The following is a 19787-nucleotide window of genomic DNA, read 5'->3' on the forward strand; positions in this document are numbered from 1 at the left end:
GAAACGCCTTACGCGTTGCCGGTGTCGTAGTAGAAACGCTCGCTGACGATCTTGCCGTCTTTCCATTGCTGGACGACGGTTTGTTCGACGTGGATGTCGTTGCCGTTGACGTCGGTCCAGTCCATGACGTTTTCGTACAGCCCGGCGGTGCCGCTGACCGCGACGGCGGGGGTTTCGAAGTTCTTGAACTCAGCGACGGAGGCGACGAACTTTTCTTCACGTTCGAGGTTGGCCGCGAGGCCGACGGTGTCGCCGTAGGCGGGCTCGGACATGACCACGTCGTCGGCGTAGAACTCGCGCATCGCGTCCATGATGCGGCCGTTGCGGATGAAGTCGAGCAGTTCGTGGAGGCGGACGTTGGGGGTGGACATAGCGTTTTCCTTTGTTTCTGCGGGTGGGCTGGATTCAGGATTGATTCGGTCATTAGCTGCGACGCCACGCGTCGCTGGGTTTTACGGACTTGGATGGTTTACGCGCTCACCGCGATCGCCGAAGCATGCTTGGCTTGCAGCGCAATGCGCTTCGAACCGATGAGGCGTAGCAGCGGCGTGGTCAGGTTGAATCGACCCGGGCCGGTGAGCACCAGCGCCACGGCCACGAGGCCCAGCGCCAGCGGGTACTCGCCCCCGCCTCCCTGAGCGCTCAGCTGCGCCCCCTTGGCGGTGAAGAACGCCACCGCCATCGTGAACGCCAGCGGGATCGACGCCAGCCGGGTGAATAGGCCCAGCGCCACCGCCACGCCCGCGACGACTTCGGTGCCCGCCGCGAGGTAGGCGTTGAGCAGCGGGAAGGGTACGCCGAGGCTGTCGAGGTAGCCCGCGAAGCCGTCGATGCCGGCGGTGAACTTGGCGCTGCCGTGGAAAACGAACAGGCCGCCGAGCGTCACGCGGATCAGGAGCAGCCCCGTGTCGCGGGCGGGCTCGGCGATGCGGGTGGGCAGGGTCAGGCGATCGGTGGTGTTGGGGGTCGTGGTGCTCATGGCGGGTCTCCGTGGTGTTCGGTGGGGGGGAGGGTAATGTAATTGTTTAAACAACTATATGCTTGTTGAAACAAATATCAAGCGCCAGCGAAAAAATTTTTGACCCCCCGTTTCTTGATCAGACCCCCCATTTTCAGCCAGCGGTTATACGGGAGGGCGAGGCTCCTGCCGAGCCGCGTGTCGCCGAAACGTCGGGTGGCCGGGGCTGAGGCTTGGCGAAGCCCGGAAGCGAATGCATTCAACTCTGCCCTGGTGACACGTTCCGGGGCATCGCGGACTCTGCCCCGGCCACCCCCGGGCTACGTGTCAACGAAACGACTCGGCTCGGCAGGAGCCTCGCCCTCCCCGTCAGAACCGAGGGCGATACAACAGAACCGTGTGCGATCAAATTCCCCGGAACAGGCTTTAACAATCGTCGGCGTCCGCCATCGGCTGCCGGGCTTTTTCCAGCAGGCGGTTGAGCTCCGTCAGTTCTTTGCAGGACAGGTGCCCGAGCTGCTTCTCGTGCAGCTGGCGGATGGGCTTGTCGAGCTTGCGCAGCAGCGCCAGCCCCTCGGAGGTGATGCTGACGATGACCACCCGGCGGTCCGCGTCGTCCCGGGTCCGTCGGGCCAGGCCCGCCTGAATCAGCCGGTCGACCAGCCGGGTGATGTCCGGCACCCGGGTCACCAGACGCTCAGCCACCTCCAGGCTAGGCAGCCCGGGCAGGCCCTCGACCTTCTGGGCCCCACGCAGGATCCGAAGCACGTTGTACGTCGACTCGGACAAGCAGTTTGCCTTGAACAGCTGATTGAACTCACCGCACAACGCCCCGGCCGTGCGCGCGAGATTGAGGTACGCCTCTTCCGCGGGGCAGTCGAAGGGCTGCTGCTTCTTGAGTTCGTGTTGGAGGCTGGGTGGGGTCATTGTGGGAGTCTAGGGGCGGTGGCAGGTTCAATTAAGTGTTTCAACGATTATTTTAGACGCCCGATTCCACATTTCCAGTTTTTTGCGCGCGGGATGCGGTATCGTTGTCGTTTTGGCGGGACCACGCGACCCGTTAGACCTCTAACCCACCGAGCCGACCGTGACCCAAACCCTCATGCAATCCGACCTGCCCCTGGACAACCACCGCCAAGGCAAGGTCCGCGATGTCTACGACGCCACCACCACCGACGGCCAACCCGTCACCCTGCTCATCGCCTCGGACCGCCTCTCGGCCTTCGACGTGGTCATGCCCACCGGCATCCCCGACAAGGGACGCGTCCTCACCCAGCTCTCCAAGTTTTGGTTCGCCAAGATCGGCCAGGAACTCGGCGACCGCTTGTCGCACCACCTCATCTCCACCGACGCCAACGACATCGCGGGCCTCGACGAGGCGCAACGCGCCGCGCTCCGGGGCCGGGTCATGCTCGGCCGGCGCTGCGAAGTCGTGCCCATCGAATGCGTCGCCCGGGGCTACCTCGCGGGCAGCGGCTGGAAGGAGTACCAGAAGACCCAAAGCGTCTGCGGCGTCGCGCTGCCCGAAGGGCTGCAGCAATGCGAGAAGCTGCCCTCGCCGATCTTCACCCCCGCGACCAAAGCCGAAGAAGGGCATGATGAGAACATCAGCTTCGAACGCGCCTGCGAACTCGTCGGCGAAGAACTCATGACCACGCTGCGTGACCTGACGCTGACCCTCTACCAACTCGGCCACGACCACGCCGCGAAGCACGGCATTATCCTCGCCGACACCAAGTTCGAGTTCGGAATCCCCGTCGATAGCGAATCGAAGCAACCTATCCTCATCGACGAAGCCATGACCCCCGACAGCTCACGATTCTGGCCCGCGGATGACTACGAAGTCGGCCGTGATCAATCCAGCTTCGACAAGCAGTACGTGCGCAACCACCTCCAAGCGCTCGTGGATGCGGGACAGTGGGGCAAAGAACCGCCTGGCCCCGCGCTGCCCGATGACGTCGTGGCCAACACCGCAAATAAATACCGTCAAGCGTATGAAGTCTTGACCGGAAGCGCGTTGGATGATTAAACTAAAGTATGAGTTAAACGAAGTGTCTTAACTGAGCTTCAACTCACTGACCCGGCCACTTGTTCTACCGGCCGTGTGAAACAACAACCCGATTTCGATCAGCGCGATTCGTTGATCCCCCGAACCCACGTAGCGCCACGCGTGGGTTCGCTTTTTTATGACGCCGTTCATGGAACGCGGGTATGTGATTCGTAGGGTGGGCACCGCCCACCACCGCAACAGGCACACCAGCCCGACCGGCTCATCCCTCGTCCCTCACACCTCATCCCCCGATCCACCGGTTTGCGTGCCACGTAAATCGGCGTATCCTAGTCCTCCGGTTTCCGTGCAACCCCTTGCCCGCCGCAGGCGATTTAAGCCTGATTTGCGGGCCCGCAAGGGTCTCACGGGGTGTAGCTCAGCTTGGTAGAGCGCTACGTTCGGGACGTAGAGGCCGCAGGTTCAAATCCTGTCACCCCGATTGAACGAAGTGAAAGCGGGATGCCGCATCGCGGCCCTAAGCATCGCTTCGCGTGACGGATTCCGTGAGAACGCAATCCTGTCACCCCGATTCCGCCGCTTCACGCGGCTTTTTCATTGCCGACGGCGTCGGCAGCCCCAGGCCGGCAACAGGGATGCACCTTTGTCCGAACCTCCAGCGTTCCATCCCGTTGTCCTCCTGCCCACGTACAACAACGCCCCCAAGCTCATCGGCGTGCTCGAGCAGGTGGTGGCGTTGGGTCATACGGCGCTCGTCGTGAACGATGGCTGTACCGACGACACCGCGGAGTTGCTCGAGGGGTTTATCGCCGAATTGGCTGATGTGAGTTCGGTCACGGTGGTGCACCACGAGCGCAACCGCGGCAAGGGGGCGGCGCTGAGGACCGGGTTTAACGAAGCCCGCAAGCTCGGGTACACCCACGCGCTCTCGATGGATACCGATGGCCAACACGACCCCGCCGACGCCGCGGCGTTACTCAATGCAACTGAAGCGCAGCCGACCGCGTTGGTGCTGGGCACGCGTGACGCCAACGACCCCGACTACCCGTCTGCGAACCGGGTCGGGCGGGTGTTCTCGAACCTGTGCATTTTCATCGGCTCGGGCCGACGGATCGAAGACAGCCAGTCGGGCTACCGCGTGTACCCCTTGGGGCTGGTCGAAACGATTCAGTGTCGGGCGGGGCGGTACGGGTACGAAGCCGAGATTCTGACGCGCTCGGGCTGGGCGGGTTGTCCGCTGGTGCAGCTGCCGATCCGCGTGATCTATCCGCCGGGGGAGGAGCGGATCAGCCACTTTCGGCCGTGGATGGATTCGTTGCGCAGCGCGGCGTTGCACCTTCGGCTGTTCGTGCGGGCGGTGTTGCCGCTGCCGTTCAAGAAGTGGCCGCCCCCGGAAGAAGTCAAAGACGAAGCGGACGCTCTGCCCAAGCAAGCGTGGTGGAAGCGCGTCTTGCTGTGGTTCGATCCGCGGGAGTTGGTGCGCAGCGCACGCCGAGACCGGGTGAGTCAGATGAGTGTCGCGGCGGGCTTGGGGGTGGGCGCATTTGTCGCCAACCTGCCGGTGTATCCCGTGCAGACGCTGGTGGCGGTGTACCTCGCCAAGCGGCTGCACCTGCACCCGGTGTCGACGGTGGCGGGTTCGCAGCTGGCGTTTCCGCCGGTGGGGTTGGCGCTCATCTTCGCGGCGATCTATCTGGGGCACTTTGTGCTCACGGGCGAGCCGCCACGCTGGTCGGATTTCAGCGAGTTGGGCTCGCTGAGCTTCAGCGAGATCCGCGGGCTGATGCACGAGTATTTCCTGTCGTGGTGGATCGGCGGCGTGACACTCGGGACTGTGATTGGCTTGGCGACCTTTGCCCTGGGCATCATGCTGCTCAAGTGGGTGCCGGTGGAGAGTGAGGGTGTGGTGGTGGCTTCCAACCGCTCTCCCTCTGGGGGAGCTGTCGCCGAAGGCGACTGAGGGGGAAGGTGAGTACGGATTCGCTTGGTACTTGGGCGTTCCCCCTCCGACCCGCTTTGCGGGCCACCTCCCCCGGCGGGGGAGGGGTTGGGTTTTGATGTACCGATAGGAGTAGGGTGGGCAGTGCCCACCGGCGGGTTTGATGGCGTACGGGGTGGGCGGTGCCCACCCTACTGATATGCCGGAAGGTCGAGCAGTTCGTCGAGCCGGACGATCTCGAATCCCTTGTCACGCAATTGATTGACCAACGGCACCACCGCCTCGGCGGTCACGCTGCGTGACGCGGGGTACTCCGGCTCGTGGCCGTCGTGGAGCAGCAGCACATCGCCGTCGCGGGCCTTGGTCAGGCGTTTGAGGATCTTGGTTTTCTTGGGCGGATTCTTTTTGCCGTCGAGTGCTTTGCGGGACCATGTGACGACGGTGTGTCCGCCGAACTTGGCCTCCTGCATCATGTGCCAGTGCTTGAGTCCCATCGGCGGGCGGAACATCGCCGGGCGTTTGCCCAGGAGGTCGTAGACCGCGTCGTCCGTCAGGTCGATCTGGCGACGCCAGAACGCGTTGAGGCCCCACAGGCCCTGACGGTCGTGGTCGAAGGTGTGGTTCGCGATGAGGTGGCCCTCGTCGTGGATGCGTCGCAACAGGTGCGGGTGCCGTTGGACGTTGCGCCCGATCACGAAGAACGCGGCGGGGGCGTCGACGGACTTAAGCGCATCCAGTACAGCTGGCGTGCTGTCGGGCGTCGGTCCATCATCAAAAGTCAGCGCCACGCGTGGCTTCTGGTTCTCGCCCACCGGCCAACCGCGGTGCACGAGCGCCCCCATGATCCGGCTGCGCGGGTGCACCATCCCCCAGCCCAGCAAACTGCCGCCGAAGAGCGCCGCCGGGGCGATGATGGTGAACCAGGTGGAGGGGACGTCCATCCGGAGAGTTTAGAGGTTCCGTCGCTACGCGCGTAACGCATCACCCATAGCCGGGCGGCTACGCCGCCCTGGACCAGCGACGCGTAGCGTCGCGGTTACTTGATCAGATGGGTTTGTAGTTACTCACTAGCGGGCGAAACAATCGGCGGGACCCAGCCCGGCTCGACCGCGTCCATCGTCTCCGCCGCACGCAGCGGGCCTTCGACCGGACGCTTGGTCGTCATCAGAAACGCCGCGGAGTTGACCTGGTTCAGCCCGCCGTGCGTCGACAGCGGGTCGATGACCCAGGTGAACCACTCGATACCCGCGCAGTACCCGTCGCGGAGTGTGACCATGACCTGCGGGTTGTTGCGGGTCTGCCCGTGGAATGCGTCCCACAGCCGCGCGGGAGCATCCGGGAAGAGGTGGTCCGCGGTGCGTTCGAACCATTCGTCTCGGCTGAGCGGCACGTTCGAGAGTTCGCTGCCGTAGTCCAGCGGGTCGCCGTCTTGCAGGGCGTAGGTCAGGCGTTGGTCGGCCATCGTGATCCGCGCGGTACCGCCGACATTCCGCACCACGACATCGGGGCCGTCCATGGTCGCGATCGTCTCGATCTCGGGCACCTCGGCGAGTAGCGCCTCGCTCACCGCTTCGGGTTGCGAGGTGTGCACGCCGAACCAGGTCATGAGTCCGTCCATCTCGACGAACACGTCGTCGGCCTGTTTGAGTTTGTCGGTGATGCGGAACCCGGCCTGCTCCAGCTTTTCTTCGACATCGATCCAGGCGGTCTCGGCCAGGTTGTGCCCGTGGTCGGACATGACGGTGATCTGCACCGCGCCCTTGCGTTCGTACATGACCTGAAGCAAGAAGCGTTCGAGTTCATTGAGCGTTTCGTCGAGGCCCGGCTGGCCGTACTTCATGATCATCGCCGAGGCGGTGGCGATGTAGACGATGGTGGTGCGGTCGGGGCTGGCGTCGAAGGCCTGGCGGGCGCGTTCGAACTCGACGCCGAGCCACGGCCGGGGCTTGAGCCAGGCCGAAGAGTTGTCCGAGTAGTCGATGTTGTAGTGCAGGCGTTGCTGCCAGGGGTTGCGGTAGCCGCCCAGGCGTTTGTTGATGAGGTTGTTCACGCCGTTGTGCTGCGGGCGGGGGTCGTAGTGCTTGTTGATCGCCCCGGGCATCGGCGGGGCGTGGAGGATGTCGCTGAAACACACGGCCGACATGCTGGGGTAAGGCGCGATGACTTTCACCGGCCGGTGGAACGCGCCCCACACGCTCGGCGGCCGTTGGGCGAGGCTGCGCATCAGCGCGTCGTACGGGATCGAATCGATCAGCACGATCAGGTGCGGCACCTCGTCGGGGTCGTAGTCGGCCAGGCGGTAGAGCCGGTCGGGTTGACCGTCCCGGTCGTCGTCGTACGCCAGCGATTCGAGTCGGCCTTCGTCGTTGTGGGCTAGCGCGAAGTCGGGCGTGTCGTCGCGGTTGGTGTCGTACCAGGTCTCGAAGCCTTGGGTGTGCGTGGGCGCATCGGGGAAGTGCAGCCGATCGCCGGGTACACAACCCATGCACAAGGCCAGACCAACCAAGACCGGTAGCAGTAGGGTCAGACGTGTCATGCCAGAGTCGTCTCCAGCGTATCCAGGGAGGACTTGCGCGGGTACAGCAGGATCAGCACCGGCAGCAGGGTAAGGACCGACGCGGCCCACGCGGCGCCGACGCCCATCGCGGTGAACCAGCCCAGCGACCGGATGGCGGGGACGCTGGTGAAGGCGAGTGAGCCGAAGGCGAGGCCGGTGGTGACGCTGGTCATGGTGATCGCGTGGGCGCTGGCGGCGAGGTGATCGATCAGCACACGCCGGTTCTCGCCAAGCTTTCGACAACGCCGGGCGATGGCGACCAGGAAGATGCCGTCGTCCACGCCGATGCCCACGACCAGTGGCATCGCGATGAGGTTGATCGCGTTGAGCGTCAAGCCGAACACCTCGGCACAGGTCACCAGCGCTAAGACCCCGGCAAACGAAGGCACGAGCGCCAGCACCAGATCGCCCGGCCGACGGAAGAAGATCAGCAGCCAGGCCAGCACGAGGCCCGCGGCGATGAGCAGCAGCTTGGTGAGGTGGTCGCCGATGGCTTGCTGGGTGTCGTAGCCGACGACGGTGATGCCGGTGAGCGTGGCCGAGCCGCGAGGCGGGTGGTGCGACGAGATCATTTCGATCATGCCGAGTTTTTCTCGCGCTGCTTCGATCGTGGCGTCGCGATCGTCCACCGTCATCCACGGCCGACTCAGCGTGACCAGGACTAAGCCCTCGGTGGGCGGGTGTTGACCACGCGGCAGCACCATGCCCGCGAGTTCGGGGTAGGCCGACAGGTCTTCAAACGTTGGCGGACCGCTGGTCAGCAGCGTACGCAGGAAGTCTTCGGTTTCGCCAAAGGCCCCGGCGTTGAAGCCCGCCGCGTCGGCCGAGGCACGCAGGTCGTCGATCACGCGTTGCACTTCGTTATCGTTCCACGCCAAATCGGCATCCAGAGGTGCGGGCAGCAGCGTGCCGGGGCCGACCACCCCCGCGACGCCGGAGGGGATCGGCTCGCCCGCGGTGAGCAGGTGCTGCGCCTGGCGTGCGGTGCTGAGCATCGTCTCGGGCGAATCACCTTCGACCAGGATCATCAACGAATCCTGCGCCGCGCCAAACACCTCGGCCAGGGTTTCTTGCGTGTCCAGCGGCGGGTGGGGGCGGGGGTGCAAGGCATGAAGGTCGCTGTCGAAGGCGAGTGGCGAGTGCCAGCCCGTCTCCCGATCGATCGAGCCCAGCACGACCGTGAACCCCGCGGCGACGATCACCACCGCGCTCAGCCAGACGTAGCGCTTGGGGTGGCGGGCGACGTGGCGGACGGTGGGGGCGAGGTCGAAGCGGGTGGCGGAGAGGCCGTGCTTGGCGAAGCGGGTGGGGCCGAGGGTGGCGAGCAGGGCGGGCAACACGGTGATGGACGCGAGCAGGGCCAGGCCGAGCCCGAGCATGCCCAGCAAGGCGAACTCGCGCAGCGACTGCACGCTCGAGCTCAGCACCGCGCCGAAGCCGATGAGCGAGGTGACACATGCCGCCATCACGGCTGGGCCTACGGCCGCGACGGTGTGCACCCCCGCCGCGCGGTCGTCGCCGTCTTTACGAGACCGCTTCACCGCTTCGTGGTGTGACAGTACGTGGACGCAGTAGTCGATGCCCAGCCCGGCGAGCACCGCGCCCGCGACGGCGGTGACGGGGGTGAGTCGACCCGACAAGACGCCGTAGACGCCGAAGGCGGTGACGATCGCCGCGTACACCGGCAGCTTCAGCAGCCAGAACGCCATGGGGTGGCGGTACACCACGATGAAGACGACAACGAGCAGCAGGATCGACCCCGTGCAGCTGCGGATCATGTCGGCCCGGGTCTGCGACGCGCTGAGCTCGGCGATCGCGTAGGCCCCGGTGTAGTCAATCCGTAATTCGCCGTCGGGGTTCGCGGCGGCAACTGCTTCACGGATGCGCGGCATGAACTCGGCCGTGAAATCCAAGTCCCCGGCCGACTCACGGCCCATGATGCGGATCATGATCGCACTGCCGTCGCGGCTGACCATCGCGCCCGTGCCTTCCATGAACTCGCCGCCCCCGCCCCCGGACGAAAACTGCCCGGCGTTCTCCGAAAGAAAATCGCGCAGCCGAAGCGGGTCGCGGATCAATTCTTTGGCGAGTCGGCCCGCGGCGGGCCCGGGCGCGGCGATCATCGCGGCGTTCTGTGCAAACTGCTCGTCCATCGCGGCGCGGGTCAGGCGTTGTTGCAACGCCGCCCGCTGGTCTTGGTCGAGGTAGTACAGCCCGTGCGGGATCACGACTTCTTCGATGAACGCCGCGGCCTGCTCGGAGGAGCGGTAACGCAGCGAGGCCACCATCGGGTCGTCGGCGAGTTCCTGTTCGAGACGCTCGGCAAATCCGATCAGCCGGTCCGGGTCAGATTCGCTGTCGTGCATAGGCAGGCGGGCCAACACGATCAGGTCGTCGACCAGGGCGTAGTTGCCCACAACCTTGCCCAGCGCGACCGCGGAGGGCTGATCGTCGGCGAGCATGTCCTGCACGCCGGTGGCGGGTTTGATCTGTAACGCGATGAGCAGGCCTGCGGTCGAGAGCAGGAGCGTGATGAGCAGCGTCGCGAGCGGCCGGGCTGTCACCAGCCGGGCCCACGCCGCGAACAGCCCGCGTGGCTCGTGGGTCGGCGTCTCGCTCACGGCGACATCGTCTCCGCTTGCTCGTCATCCAGGGTGTCGATCCGCACCGCCCGCCGCGAGGGCTTGAACGCGCGGGGGTTGAGTTCGCCGTTGAGTTCGACGTCGCGGAAGGTCATCTCGACGGTGCCGAAGTCGCCCTCTACCACTACGCGTTGATACCAATACAACGTTTCGTAGATTGAAAAGTTAGTTTCAACGCCAACGGAAGGCTCGGATGGGTTTGTACTGCCGAACGCAGAGTTTTCTGGAACAAGGGAACGCTGATTGATCTGTGTGTATCCTTCGGGCCAAGTCGCGAAAATCGCAGATTCCGATGTGGGTACATCCGAGCCCAAAAGCGGGTTAATCAAACTCATACTGGCTTGGCGATAGTCTGGTCCGCGCAACAGCTTGCCGAGTTGATCGGTCAATTTCGCCAGGTCTTGCTCAGCATCCGGCGCTTGCTTCTTCATCTCCTCGTTCGCCACGATGAACGTGCCGTCGGGTGTCGCGGTGAGGTCGAAGACGGTTTGGTTGAGTTTCCACGCCCGCATGCGGAAGCGGTCGTCGCCCTGGATCACCAGCGCCGCGTCGAGCGTGTTGGTCTGCTCGTCCGGGGCGGGGGTGGTGATCTTGAGTTTGAGCTGGGCCTGCACCGATTCGATGGCGTTCTGCCGATCGATCAGGATCTGGCGGGCGTCTTCGAGCGTGTCCCATTCGACGGCCGGCAGCGGCGGGGCGGTGGTGACACAGCCCGGCAGCACCGCGATCGCCGCCAGCAGCAAAGCCCCCCATTTCATGCGGGCACCTGGACCTTCCGCCGCAGCACCTTGCCGGTCGGGCTTTTGGGTAACGCGGCGCGGACCTCGAACGTGCGCGGGACTTTGTGCGCGGCGAGGCGTTCGCGGAGGAACGAACGCAAGACGTGTTGATCGACCTCGCCGTTGGCTGCGGTGAGCACGGCCTTAACGCGGTTGATCGTCGGCGAAACCGGGTCGGGCACGACGACACACTCAGCGACCTGCGGATGGCTGACGAGCACCTGCTCGACTTCGATCGGGTTGACCTTCACGCCGCCGACGTCGATGAGCAGCTTGAGTCGGCCGGTGATTTGGAGGGCGCCATCCGCGTCGAGTCGGCCGAGGTCGCCGGTGAGGAAGTAGCCGTCGGTCAGGCTGTCGGCCGTGAGTTCGTCGGGGCCGAGGTATCGGCTGAACATCGACGGGCCGCGGACTGCGACGTGGCCTTCCTGTCCGTCGGGCAGCGGGAGCGAGGGGTCGGGCTGCTCGGGGGCGAGGATGCGGATGTCGACGCCGGTCATGGGCTTGCCGACGTGGTGGGGTTCGCGGTCGAAGGTGACCGAGCCGATCTCGGTGCTGCCGTAGAGCTGGCCGAGGCGGAGGCCGTCGCGTTCTTCGAGTCGGTTGGCCAGGGCCGGCGGGAGCGTCGCGCCCGCCGAGTAGGCGAGGCGTAGCTTGCCACGGCCCGCGCCCATGCGGTCGATCATCTCGAACATCGCGGGCACGCCGGGCAGGACCGTCGCGCCGCTGGTGACGGCCAACGTCGGGTCGAACCCGCGCCCAGGTTGGTCAGCAGGAACCACGTGATGCAACGCACACGCCCCGGCGACGATCGGCGCGAGCATGCCGTTCTCGATGCCGTAGGAATGGGACAAAGGTACGGCCGCGACCACACGGTCATCCCGCCGAAGCCCGACGGCCTCGGCGACGTTGTGGGCCACCGCGTCGAGCGACGGGCCCGAGCGTTTGACGATCTTGGGGCCGCCGGTGGTGCCCGAGCTCTGCAGGAGCAGCCAGGCGTCGTTGCTGCGGTCGGTGGGGCGGGGCGTTGGCTCGGTGTCGTGTTGCAGCAGGTCGTCGGTGCGGATCACGGGCACGCCCACCGATTCGAGCCGGGGCAGGACGACGTCGTCGGCGATGATGGCGTCGACGTCGGCGCGATCCACAAGCTGCTGGAATTCGATCGCGGTCAGCGACGCATCGACCGGGAAGACGGTTCGGCCCGAATGCAGCACCCCCAGAAACACCGGCACGCGGGACGGGCGGTTGTGGCCGAGGACCATCACGACCGCGTCTTGGGGGAGTTGATCGCCGAGCTGCGCGGCCACGGCACCGACTTGCCGATCGAGCTGCGCCCACGTCAGATCGGGATGCTCGTCGGCCAACGGCCCGATCACCCGCACCGCCGCCTCGTCGCCCCGTTGGGTGGCGTGGTCGCGTAGCGTGGCAAACAGATCAAGGCCCATGGCGGTCTCGAAAGGATCAACCGGTCACGCGGGCACCACGCCCACGCTGAGGCTTTCGATTATACGTTGCGTGGCGAACCACTCGGCCATCTGCGGAGCGGGTTTAAACTGCTCCCCTTTCGGGGGAGCTGTCGCTGAAAGCGACTGAGGGGGAAGGTGAGTACTCGGCCGCTTGGTATTCGGGCTGCCCCCTCCGACCGGCTTCGCCAGCCACCTCCCCCGACGGGGGAGGGGTTGTCGCGAGTTCTGCGGACTGGGGACTCGTTGCGGGCTGCGGTGTCTCGGCGAGCAGCGAGAACCCGGGGCGACGCGGCACAAGCGGCAGCCATTGCTGCAACGCGACACAGGCGTAAAACGCCCGCATCCGCCAACGCACCGCCCACGACGGCCGGGGGAAGACCTGCCCAGCCAACACGGCGATGACGGCGCGGTGCATCGACAGCGGGCCTTCGCCGTTGAGGAACAGATCGCGGAACCGCGGGTTGTAGTACGCGCGGATCAAGCGGAAGAAGTGCCGGGTACCGTTGCGGAGGAACTGGGTGTATTGCTGCTGGGCCTTGACGGGCGAGGTTTTCTCGTCCAGCAAGCGGTCGATCTGGTGCGCCGCTTCGTTGGCCCCTTCGAGCCCGAGGAAGATGCCGGTGGAGAACACGGGGTCGAGGAACGTCGCCGCGTCGCCCACGAGGAAGTAGCCCGGCCCGGCAAACGGGGCGCAGGTGTAGGAGTAGTCGCTGATCGAGTTGTTCGTCGGCGGGTGCACGGCGTGCTTCACGCGGTCGCGCACCAGCGGGCAGCGTTCGATGCCCCAGGCCAGCATCTGGTTGGCGGGGCGTTTGACCTGCTTGGCGACCGCGGCGTCGAGCACGAGGCCGATGCTCGTGCGGGTCTCGTCGATGGGGATCATCCAGAACCAGCCCTCGTCGCAGAGGACCATGGTGATCTCGTCTTCGCCCAGCGCGTTGTCGCGGTCGACGTGTTCGAAGTGGCCGAAGTAGGCGATCTTTTGCAGCGACGGGTCGGTGTAGTTCTGCCGGGTCTTGAGGTGTCGGCCGACGACGGTCGATTGCCCGGTGGCGTCGACGAGGTACTTGCCACGCAGTTCGCCTTGGGCGGTCTGCACGCGGACGTCGCCGTCTTGCAGCTGCAGGATCTTCTCCACCCGGCAGTCGCAGCGCACCTCGGCCCCGGCGCGCCGCGCCGCGCTGAGCATCGCGTCGTCCAGCACGGCCCGTTCGATGTTGAACGTTTCTTTCGCCCCGGGTGTGAGCGACTGAGCGAACTTGATCCGGCTGCCCGCAGAGTTGTCGCCCAACGCGAACTCAACGCCGTTTTTCTTGAAGCGGGGCAGCGATTCAAATTCTTCGAGCAGCCCGAGTTCTTCGAAGACTTTCATGTCCTCGGGGATCAGCGACTCGCCGACGTGGAAACGCGGGAAGGTGGTCTTCTCCAGCACGACCACCCGCCGGCCTTTTCGGGCCAGGATCAACGCCGCGGCAGCGCCCGCCGGGCCGCCACCGAGCACGATGGTGTCGTACACCTCCGGGAGCTTGTCGTCGGGCGGGTTCATAGGGTGACTTTAGGCGTTTACCGGGCGTCGGCCATGCCCTCGATCTCGACGCCGAGGTCGGGGCGGCAGAGCGGGGCGTGGACCATTTCGATGCGCCCGACCAGGTGCGGCAGGCGTTGGTGCACGTGTTCGAGGATTGCGTCGGCGTCTTTTTCGTGGACGTGGTAGACGCGGACGTCGTGCAGGTCTTCCAGGCCGTTGGCCCCGGCCTCGCAGAGCAGGGCATCGATGTTGTCGAGGGTTTCGCGGGTCTGTTCGGGCAGGTTGCCGACGTGGACCGAGTCTTCGCCGAGGATGCTCGACGTGCCGCCGACCAAAACGCGGCGGGTGTCGGAACGCGCGTCGTCGGCGACGAGCGTGGCGCGGGCGAAGCAGGGCGGCAGCGGGCCGTAGGCCTGCGAGTACCGGTAGGCGGCGCACTGACGCGGGTTCTCGATGGGTCGGCCCGGCAGGCGGTCGGCCAGGCAGTGGACGATCAGGTCCGTGCCGCTGTGTCCAACGCCCGTGGCGGTGGCGATGTGCGGGGCCAGGCGGTCGCGGTCGGCGGCGCAGAACCAGTCGGAGAACGCAGCAAAGCGGCCGGCGTTGAAGACCATGTAGCGGTCCAGGCCGTCTGCGGCGGCGGCGTCGACGATGCCGGGGATGAAGTTCCAGAAGCGGACGGGGTGGTGGGCCAGGCCTTCGTCCAGGGCGCGACGCACCATGCGGTAGGCCGCGGTCGAGGCGTGCTGGAGTTCGAGGTCGGGGAGGATGTCGGCGTGGGCGACGCGGACCACCGCGTGGGTGAACCGTGGGCCGTAGCTGACCCGGCCGACCATGGTCAGGCCGCTGTCCCGCTGGTCGAGCGTCCGGACGTCGGATGGGGGGCCGACCCACTCCTGAACCCATCGGGGCGCAGACGGGGTGGGTCGAATTGGGGTCGTGGTGGCGATCAGTGTGCTATCTCACATGTCGGGGCGTCGTGACGCCGTGATGCCCGGCCCTGGGCGCTTACGCGACCATAACATTCTAATGCATGGGCAAGCGGATGCGAGCGCAAGATGTGAGACCGTTGAAGTCCGTGCCCAGCACCGCGACCCGCTCGGGCGTCGAGTGGGTTTCGGAGCCGGGTGCACCCCCGAGCAGTGCCGCCGCCACGCCCGCCAACGGCCCGGCACTGAAACTCTCCGCCAGCGAGCCGCTCAAATCGGTCATCGTCACGCCGGACCGGCGGATCGCCGCTTTCTCGACGCGGTCGAGCCAGGTCCCGTGGTGTGAGCCGATCGCCTGACTCACGCCAAGGCCGTGTTGCTGTTCGAGCAGTGTCCGCAGGCCGCTGACTCCCAGCGCGATGCGCCGGTTGAAGTGGACCTGCGAACTGGATTCCACGACGCCACGGCAGCGTGCCCCGCGCGCCTCGGCGGACGCTTGGCTCTCCAGGATCAGCGTCACCGCGGCAGCACAGGTCTGCATCGGCAGGCCCAGTTCGGCGTAGCAGCGATCGACCAGTTCGTCGTGCTCTTCGCCCGCGCACACCACGGCCCGGTCCCACTGCCCCTCGGCGATGCGCAGCGACGCGAGCCGCAATGCATCGAGTCCCGCGGTCCGCGAGCCGATGATCGACTGGCACGCCCCGCGGAGCTTGAACGACATGCTCAGGTGCGCCGCCCCGGCATTCGGAACGCCCTCGGCGAAGAGCATCGGGTTGGCGGTGTTGAGTCCGTCGTCGACGATGCCGCGGTAGTAGTCGTAGCTGTAGTGCGTCGAGCCGTGCGCGGTGCCGAGGATCGCTGAGCAGTTGGCGGTGAAGGCTTCGCGCTGGTCTTCGGTGATCTGCGCATCCTCGAACGCGAGCGTCGCGGCGGCGAGGGTGAGCTTGACGTAGTCGCTTAGTCGGCGGACCCGGCGGGCGTTGAGCAGGTGCAGATAGTCGTCCTCGGCCACGGGGCCCGTGATCGCGGGGCGTTGCTCGGCGAGGTGCGCGGCAAAGGCTTCGTTGCCGACGCAGCCCGGAGCGATGACGCCCACGCCGGTGATCCAGACCTCGTTTGTAGGGTGGGCACCGCCCACCAAACGGGATGCTGCCGGCTGGTCGCTGACGACGACGCAGGTGTTCGCGCCGCCGAAGCCGAGCGAGGTGTTGACGGTGGTGTGGATCGCCGCGGGTTGGCTGTCGCCCGCCGAGAGCTTGAAGTTCTCAAAGTCCACATCGCCCGGCGTGGTGGTGGCGGTGGTGGGCTGCATCTGATCGCGGACCGCGAGGCCCGCGAAGATCAGCTCCGCCGCGCCCGCCGCACCGAGTGTGTGGCCGAGTCGACTTTTCAGTCCGGCCACGGGTTTGTCGGGCATGGCGTCGCCGAACACCGAGGAGAGCGCGGCGACTTCGGCGGCGTCGTTGTCGGGGGTGCCGGTGGCGTGGGCGACGATGAGGTCGATGTCGTGGGGTGTTGTGTCGGCCTGGCTCATCGCCTGGGTGATGGCGCGGGCGGCGCCGCTGCCGTCTTGCACGGGCTGCGTGAGGTGGTGGGCATCCGCCGACTCGCCGCCGCCGCGCAGATAGAGGAACGCTCGGCCGCCGCGTTGTTGCAGGTCGCTTTCGCGTTCGACGGTCACGATGCCGTAGCCTTCGGAGACTTTCATCCCCGCGCGGTCACGGGCAAAGGGGCGGGGCAAGCGTTCATCCACCAAGCGCAGGCTGTTGAAACCCGCGTAGGCGTATTCGCTGATCGGGTCGTAGCCCCCGGCGATCACCAGGTCGAGTTCGCCTGTGCGCAAGAGCGTCGCGGCGAGGAGGATGCTGCCCAGGCCCGAGGAGCAGGCCGAGCAGGTCGTGGCGTTGAAGCCTTCCAGCCGCAGGTGGGTCGTGGCCCGCGCGGCGACAGCGGGCGCAAGGAAATCGACCAGGGGCGCGGCGGAGTTCTGCCGGACCATCTTGCCCGCGGCGGTCATGCCGTGGAGCGTGGTGCCGAGCATGAGGCCGCAGCGCTCGGGGGCGTAGGGCCAAGACGATGGATCTTCGGGGTCTAGCCCCGCGTCACGCAGCGCTTCATCGATCGCAAAACGCAGGTAGGCGGGCTCACGTGGTTCTTCGGGGTCGGCGGGGTTGGGGTAGACGCCCGGGGCTTGAGCGACTTCGCCGCCGCCGCGGTCGGCTTGCTGGGGGTCTTCGATGGCGGTGTACGGCCCCAGGCCGATCTTGCCCGCCCGCAACGCTTCCCACGACGCCTCACGCCCGACGCCCAGGCTGATGGCGAGCCCGGCGCCGCTGATCACGATTCCCGTAGATTCCGATGCCAAATCCAAAACCCTCAATAACGGTCGGCCACGTCGCCCCACTGTATCGACTCACTCGGAAAACATCGATTCCGTGTCGCGTCATTCCGCGGCGTCTTCCACGAACGCGTGGTGCAAGACGTGCCATTGCTCGGGGTGCTCGTCCACGATCTGCTCGATCGCACGGCCCACCGCGAGCGTTGCCGACTCCACCGCGCCCGCGTCGGGCACTTCGATCGGCTCTCCCAGGACAATACGCACCTCACCCGAGTCGGCTGCGCGGGACTTGGATTTTTCGGCGGGCACCCGGACCGCGAACACCGGGATCAGCGGCGCCCCGGTCATCATCGCCAGCTTGGCCGGGCCGATGGGTAGCGAAAGGTGGCCATCAAAGAACGGCACGTCCAGCCCACGCTGGCCCGGCATCACGCGGTCGCCCTGCAGCATCACCACCGCGTTGTCCTGCAACGCGTCACGCAGTGCCAGCCAGCTCGCCATGCCGTCGTCGATCGGCGTTTCGATGATCCCGAGGTTACGGTGCAGTTCGCTGCGGATGCGTTCGAAGCGCGATTGCTGATCGCGTTGGAAGACGACGTGGACGCGCTCTTCGATCTCACGCATCGCTGCGAGGCCGACTTCGAAGTTGCCGAAGTGGGCGGTCACCAGGATCGCGCCGCGTTGGTTTTTGCGCTCGGCCAGGAACGGCTCTTTGCCTTCGATCTCGACGATACGCGACAGCAACTCGTCGAACGAACGGTCGTGGTTCGCCCCGATCTCGCAGACGAAGTCGTAGAAGCTGGCGACCACGCTTTTCCCCACCCGATCGACCTCGGCCCTGCTGGCTTGCGCTCCCAGAACGCGTCGCAGGTTGGCCCGCACCGCGTGGCGCATCGAGCTCGCCGCGTGCCATGCGCCACTGACGAACAGCGGCCGCGACAGTTTGAGCAGCCAGGGTGTTCGCCTGGCCAGGCCGAAGAAGATTGATAGCCAGAAGTCGTTGAGCCGTTGGCCCAACGCGGGTGGTGGTGAAGCTTGCGTTGTGGGTTCATCCGGGGCGTTCACTGGCCGACCGCCTCCAGGGGGCGGATCACCTTGGTGCCTTCGGGCACGGCGAGCTCCAGCTCGGCCGGGTCGAGCTCGGGGTTGAGCTGGATGTCGTGGAAGTGCATCACGGTGGTCTCGCCGTCGAGGTCGGTCATGGACAGGCGACGCATCGAGCCGAGCGCGGGGTCGATGTCGACGGCCACTTCTTCGAGCGCGTCGAGCATCTGCTCGGACTTGGGCACCAGCGTGAGGGTGTAGAGTTTGTTGCCCTTGGTCCAGCCGGACGATTCGATCTCGAAGTTTTCTCTGAGCACCGCGAGGTCGGGCACGGGCGACGCGGCGAGGGCGTCGAGCCGATCGCCCAGTTCGTAGATCTCGAGGATTTGCTGGTCGGGGTAGTACAAACGCAGCTCGCCGTCGGCGACGAGCATGGTCGAGGCGTAGGGCGGGTCGGTGTCCCAGCGCGAGACGCCGCCGTCTTCGCCCTCGGTGATCCAGACCCGGCCGGTGGATTCGATGGGGTCGCGCAGCAGCGGCGTGAATTTTTCCTGCCGGAACTGGGCGGTGTAGGTGGTGATGGGCTCACGGCCCGCTGCGATCTGCTCCAACTCTTCCCAGGCCGTGGTGTCGTCTGCCAAGACCGGCGTGCCGAGCAGAAGCATCAGTAGGGCGGGCACCGCCCACCACGTGAGCTTTGAACTTCCTGAGGTGGGCGGTGCCCACCCTGCAGCGGATGGGTGTATCACAAGGCGTCCTTCATGACCGTCGCGATGGTGAGCGAGCCCTTGGCCACGAGCTTGCTATCGCAACGGGCGATCACGTCGAAGTGGGTCAGTATCCTGACATTACGAACGAGGGTGGCGTGGAGTTCGATCTCGGCGGGGGGGACGACCGGCCGTTTGAGACGCAGATCGATCTGAGCGAGTTGCCCGCCGGCGTGTTGCTCGGCGTCGGCGTGGGTCAGGGCGACCAGGCCCGCCATCTGCGCCAAGGCTTCGCCCAGGAGCACGCCCGGGACGATCGGGTTGCCGGGGAAGTGGCCGGCGAAGAACGATTCGGTGCCATCGACACTCCACACGCCGCTGCCGGATTTGCCGGCGTCGAGTTCGGTGATGCGGTCCACGAAGCGGAAGCCGTCGCCGTGGGGCAGTTGGGTCAGGAGATCGTCGAGTTGGGCTTGGGTCATGCGGGTCCGTGAAGAGGGATCGGGCCTAGGTGTTGAGATGGGGTTCGAGATAGTTCGCAAGGGTGGTGACGCTGGTGAAGATCTCCGGGCCAATCTGGTCGTTGGGGATCTTGTAGCCGTGGTCTTTTTCGATGCTGGTGACGACCATGAGGAAGTCCAGCGAATCGAGGTCGAGCTCGGAACCCACCAGCGGCATGTCGTCGGTGATCTCGAACGAGCTGCCGAGCTTGAGGTCGCGACGGAGCAGGTCCTTGACCGTGTCGAGGGTCTGACGCGAAGCGGTGAGTTCGGGTTGGTCGGGGTTTCCGGAGGTCAAGGCGGGGTCCTGTGGGATGCGCGTGGTGAATTCCCGAGTATATCGTGCCCGAGCGAAAGAGTCCGGTGTTGATGGGTTGAGCCCCTCCCCCCAT

General features: G+C 65.9%; 17 protein-coding genes and 1 tRNA gene. 3 read left to right on the forward strand and 15 right to left on the reverse strand.

The features are described from left to right. Window positions 1-8: 8 nt before the first annotated feature. The 3 genes from HNQ40_RS09995 to HNQ40_RS10005 form a co-directional block, all read right to left on the reverse strand. Window positions 9-371 (reverse strand): SnoaL-like domain-containing protein, encoded by a 363-nt coding sequence (locus tag HNQ40_RS09995; RefSeq protein ID WP_184677699.1) that lies wholly within the window; start codon window positions 369-371, stop codon window positions 9-11. Between the two features lie 98 nt (window positions 372-469). Beyond that, window positions 470-979 carry a DoxX family protein gene (locus HNQ40_RS10000; protein WP_184677700.1) on the reverse strand — a complete coding sequence of 170 codons (510 nt, stop codon included), beginning with the start codon at window positions 977-979 and terminating at the stop codon, window positions 470-472. 405 nt (window positions 980-1384) lie between these two features. Continuing rightward, a complete protein-coding gene (locus HNQ40_RS10005) occupies window positions 1385-1885 on the reverse strand; it encodes a MarR family winged helix-turn-helix transcriptional regulator (RefSeq protein WP_184677701.1) in 501 nt (166 codons plus the stop codon). A gap of 175 nt (window positions 1886-2060) precedes the next feature. Here HNQ40_RS10005 and HNQ40_RS10010 point away from each other — a divergent pair, with 175 nt between their 5' ends. The 3 genes from HNQ40_RS10010 (at window position 2061) to HNQ40_RS10020 (ending at window position 4926) form a co-directional block, all read left to right on the forward strand. Further along, window positions 2061-2987, forward strand: coding sequence for a phosphoribosylaminoimidazolesuccinocarboxamide synthase (locus HNQ40_RS10010; protein WP_184679224.1), 927 nt, complete (start codon window positions 2061-2063; stop codon window positions 2985-2987). 386 nt (window positions 2988-3373) lie between these two features. Further along, window positions 3374-3447 (forward strand) — tRNA-Pro (locus HNQ40_RS10015). A gap of 162 nt (window positions 3448-3609) precedes the next feature. Next, window positions 3610-4926 (forward strand): DUF2062 domain-containing protein, encoded by a 1317-nt coding sequence (locus tag HNQ40_RS10020; protein ID WP_184677702.1) that lies wholly within the window; start codon window positions 3610-3612, stop codon window positions 4924-4926. A 170-nt stretch (window positions 4927-5096) separates the two neighbouring features. Here HNQ40_RS10020 and HNQ40_RS10025 read toward each other — a convergent pair whose 3' ends face one another. The 12 genes from HNQ40_RS10025 to HNQ40_RS10080 all read right to left on the reverse strand — a co-directional run bounded on the left by HNQ40_RS10025 (window position 5097) and on the right by HNQ40_RS10080 (window position 19693). After that, on the reverse strand, window positions 5097-5846 hold the full coding sequence (locus HNQ40_RS10025; RefSeq protein ID WP_184677703.1) for a polysaccharide deacetylase family protein: 750 nt from the start codon (window positions 5844-5846) through the stop codon (window positions 5097-5099). A gap of 119 nt (window positions 5847-5965) precedes the next feature. Continuing rightward, window positions 5966-7441, reverse strand: coding sequence for a hypothetical protein (locus tag HNQ40_RS10030; RefSeq protein WP_184677704.1), 1476 nt, complete (start codon window positions 7439-7441; stop codon window positions 5966-5968). Further along, entirely contained in the window at window positions 7438-10083 is a 2646-nt protein-coding gene (locus HNQ40_RS10035) for an MMPL family transporter (protein ID WP_184677705.1), read from the reverse strand. The genes HNQ40_RS10030 and HNQ40_RS10035 overlap by 4 nt, the downstream gene beginning before the upstream one ends. Further along, complete coding sequence (locus tag HNQ40_RS10040) at window positions 10080-10862, reverse strand: hypothetical protein (protein ID WP_184677706.1); 783 nt, start codon at window positions 10860-10862, stop codon at window positions 10080-10082. The genes HNQ40_RS10035 and HNQ40_RS10040 overlap by 4 nt, the downstream gene beginning before the upstream one ends. Then, window positions 10859-12328, reverse strand: coding sequence for a class I adenylate-forming enzyme family protein (locus tag HNQ40_RS10045; RefSeq protein ID WP_184677707.1), 1470 nt, complete (start codon window positions 12326-12328; stop codon window positions 10859-10861). The genes HNQ40_RS10040 and HNQ40_RS10045 overlap by 4 nt, the downstream gene beginning before the upstream one ends. Before the next feature lie 103 nt (window positions 12329-12431). Then, complete coding sequence (locus tag HNQ40_RS10050; RefSeq protein ID WP_184677708.1) at window positions 12432-13895, reverse strand: NAD(P)/FAD-dependent oxidoreductase; 1464 nt, start codon at window positions 13893-13895, stop codon at window positions 12432-12434. Between the two features lie 17 nt (window positions 13896-13912). After that, window positions 13913-14713 carry a chorismate transformation enzyme, FkbO/Hyg5 family gene (locus HNQ40_RS10055; protein ID WP_184677709.1) on the reverse strand — a complete coding sequence of 267 codons (801 nt, stop codon included), beginning with the start codon at window positions 14711-14713 and terminating at the stop codon, window positions 13913-13915. A 190-nt stretch (window positions 14714-14903) separates the two neighbouring features. Continuing rightward, the gene (locus HNQ40_RS10060) at window positions 14904-17171 is read right to left on the reverse strand and encodes a beta-ketoacyl-[acyl-carrier-protein] synthase family protein (RefSeq protein WP_184677710.1); all 2268 of its coding nucleotides are present in this window, start codon (window positions 17169-17171) and stop codon (window positions 14904-14906) included. Between the two features lie 78 nt (window positions 17172-17249). After that, window positions 17250-18209: a lysophospholipid acyltransferase family protein gene (locus HNQ40_RS10065; RefSeq protein WP_184677711.1), complete on the reverse strand. Its 960-nt coding sequence runs from the start codon at window positions 18207-18209 to the stop codon at window positions 17250-17252. Then, window positions 18206-18868: a LolA family protein gene (locus HNQ40_RS10070; RefSeq protein WP_184677712.1), complete on the reverse strand. Its 663-nt coding sequence runs from the start codon at window positions 18866-18868 to the stop codon at window positions 18206-18208. The genes HNQ40_RS10065 and HNQ40_RS10070 overlap by 4 nt, the downstream gene beginning before the upstream one ends. Before the next feature lie 65 nt (window positions 18869-18933). Beyond that, window positions 18934-19377 (reverse strand): 3-hydroxyacyl-ACP dehydratase FabZ family protein, encoded by a 444-nt coding sequence (locus HNQ40_RS10075; protein ID WP_184677713.1) that lies wholly within the window; start codon window positions 19375-19377, stop codon window positions 18934-18936. A gap of 25 nt (window positions 19378-19402) precedes the next feature. Beyond that, on the reverse strand, window positions 19403-19693 hold the full coding sequence (locus HNQ40_RS10080) for an acyl carrier protein (protein WP_184677714.1): 291 nt from the start codon (window positions 19691-19693) through the stop codon (window positions 19403-19405). Window positions 19694-19787: the final 94 nt, after the last annotated feature.

The sequence above is a fragment of the Algisphaera agarilytica genome, assembly GCF_014207595.1.
In the GTDB taxonomy this organism is placed as follows: domain Bacteria; phylum Planctomycetota; class Phycisphaerae; order Phycisphaerales; family Phycisphaeraceae; genus Algisphaera; species Algisphaera agarilytica.

Bases quoted from the DNA above. Each gene is read 5' to 3' on its own strand.
- HNQ40_RS09995 (WP_184677699.1), bottom strand. From the start codon at position 371: ATGTCCACCCCCAACGTCCGCCTCCACGAACTGCTCGACTTCATCCGC.
- HNQ40_RS10000 (WP_184677700.1), bottom strand. From the start codon at position 979: ATGAGCACCACGACCCCCAACACCACCGATCGCCTGACCCTGCCCACC.
- HNQ40_RS10005 (WP_184677701.1), bottom strand. From the start codon at position 1,885: ATGACCCCACCCAGCCTCCAACACGAACTCAAGAAGCAGCAGCCCTTC.
- HNQ40_RS10010 (WP_184679224.1), top strand. From the start codon at position 2,061: ATGCAATCCGACCTGCCCCTGGACAACCACCGCCAAGGCAAGGTCCGC.
- HNQ40_RS10025 (WP_184677703.1), bottom strand. From the start codon at position 5,846: ATGGACGTCCCCTCCACCTGGTTCACCATCATCGCCCCGGCGGCGCTC.
- HNQ40_RS10030 (WP_184677704.1), bottom strand. From the start codon at position 7,441: ATGACACGTCTGACCCTACTGCTACCGGTCTTGGTTGGTCTGGCCTTG.
- HNQ40_RS10040 (WP_184677706.1), bottom strand. From the start codon at position 10,862: ATGAAATGGGGGGCTTTGCTGCTGGCGGCGATCGCGGTGCTGCCGGGC.
- HNQ40_RS10045 (WP_184677707.1), bottom strand. From the start codon at position 12,328: ATGGGCCTTGATCTGTTTGCCACGCTACGCGACCACGCCACCCAACGG.
- HNQ40_RS10050 (WP_184677708.1), bottom strand. From the start codon at position 13,895: ATGAACCCGCCCGACGACAAGCTCCCGGAGGTGTACGACACCATCGTG.
- HNQ40_RS10055 (WP_184677709.1), bottom strand. From the start codon at position 14,713: ATGGTCGGCCGGGTCAGCTACGGCCCACGGTTCACCCACGCGGTGGTC.
- HNQ40_RS10075 (WP_184677713.1), bottom strand. From the start codon at position 19,377: ATGACCCAAGCCCAACTCGACGATCTCCTGACCCAACTGCCCCACGGC.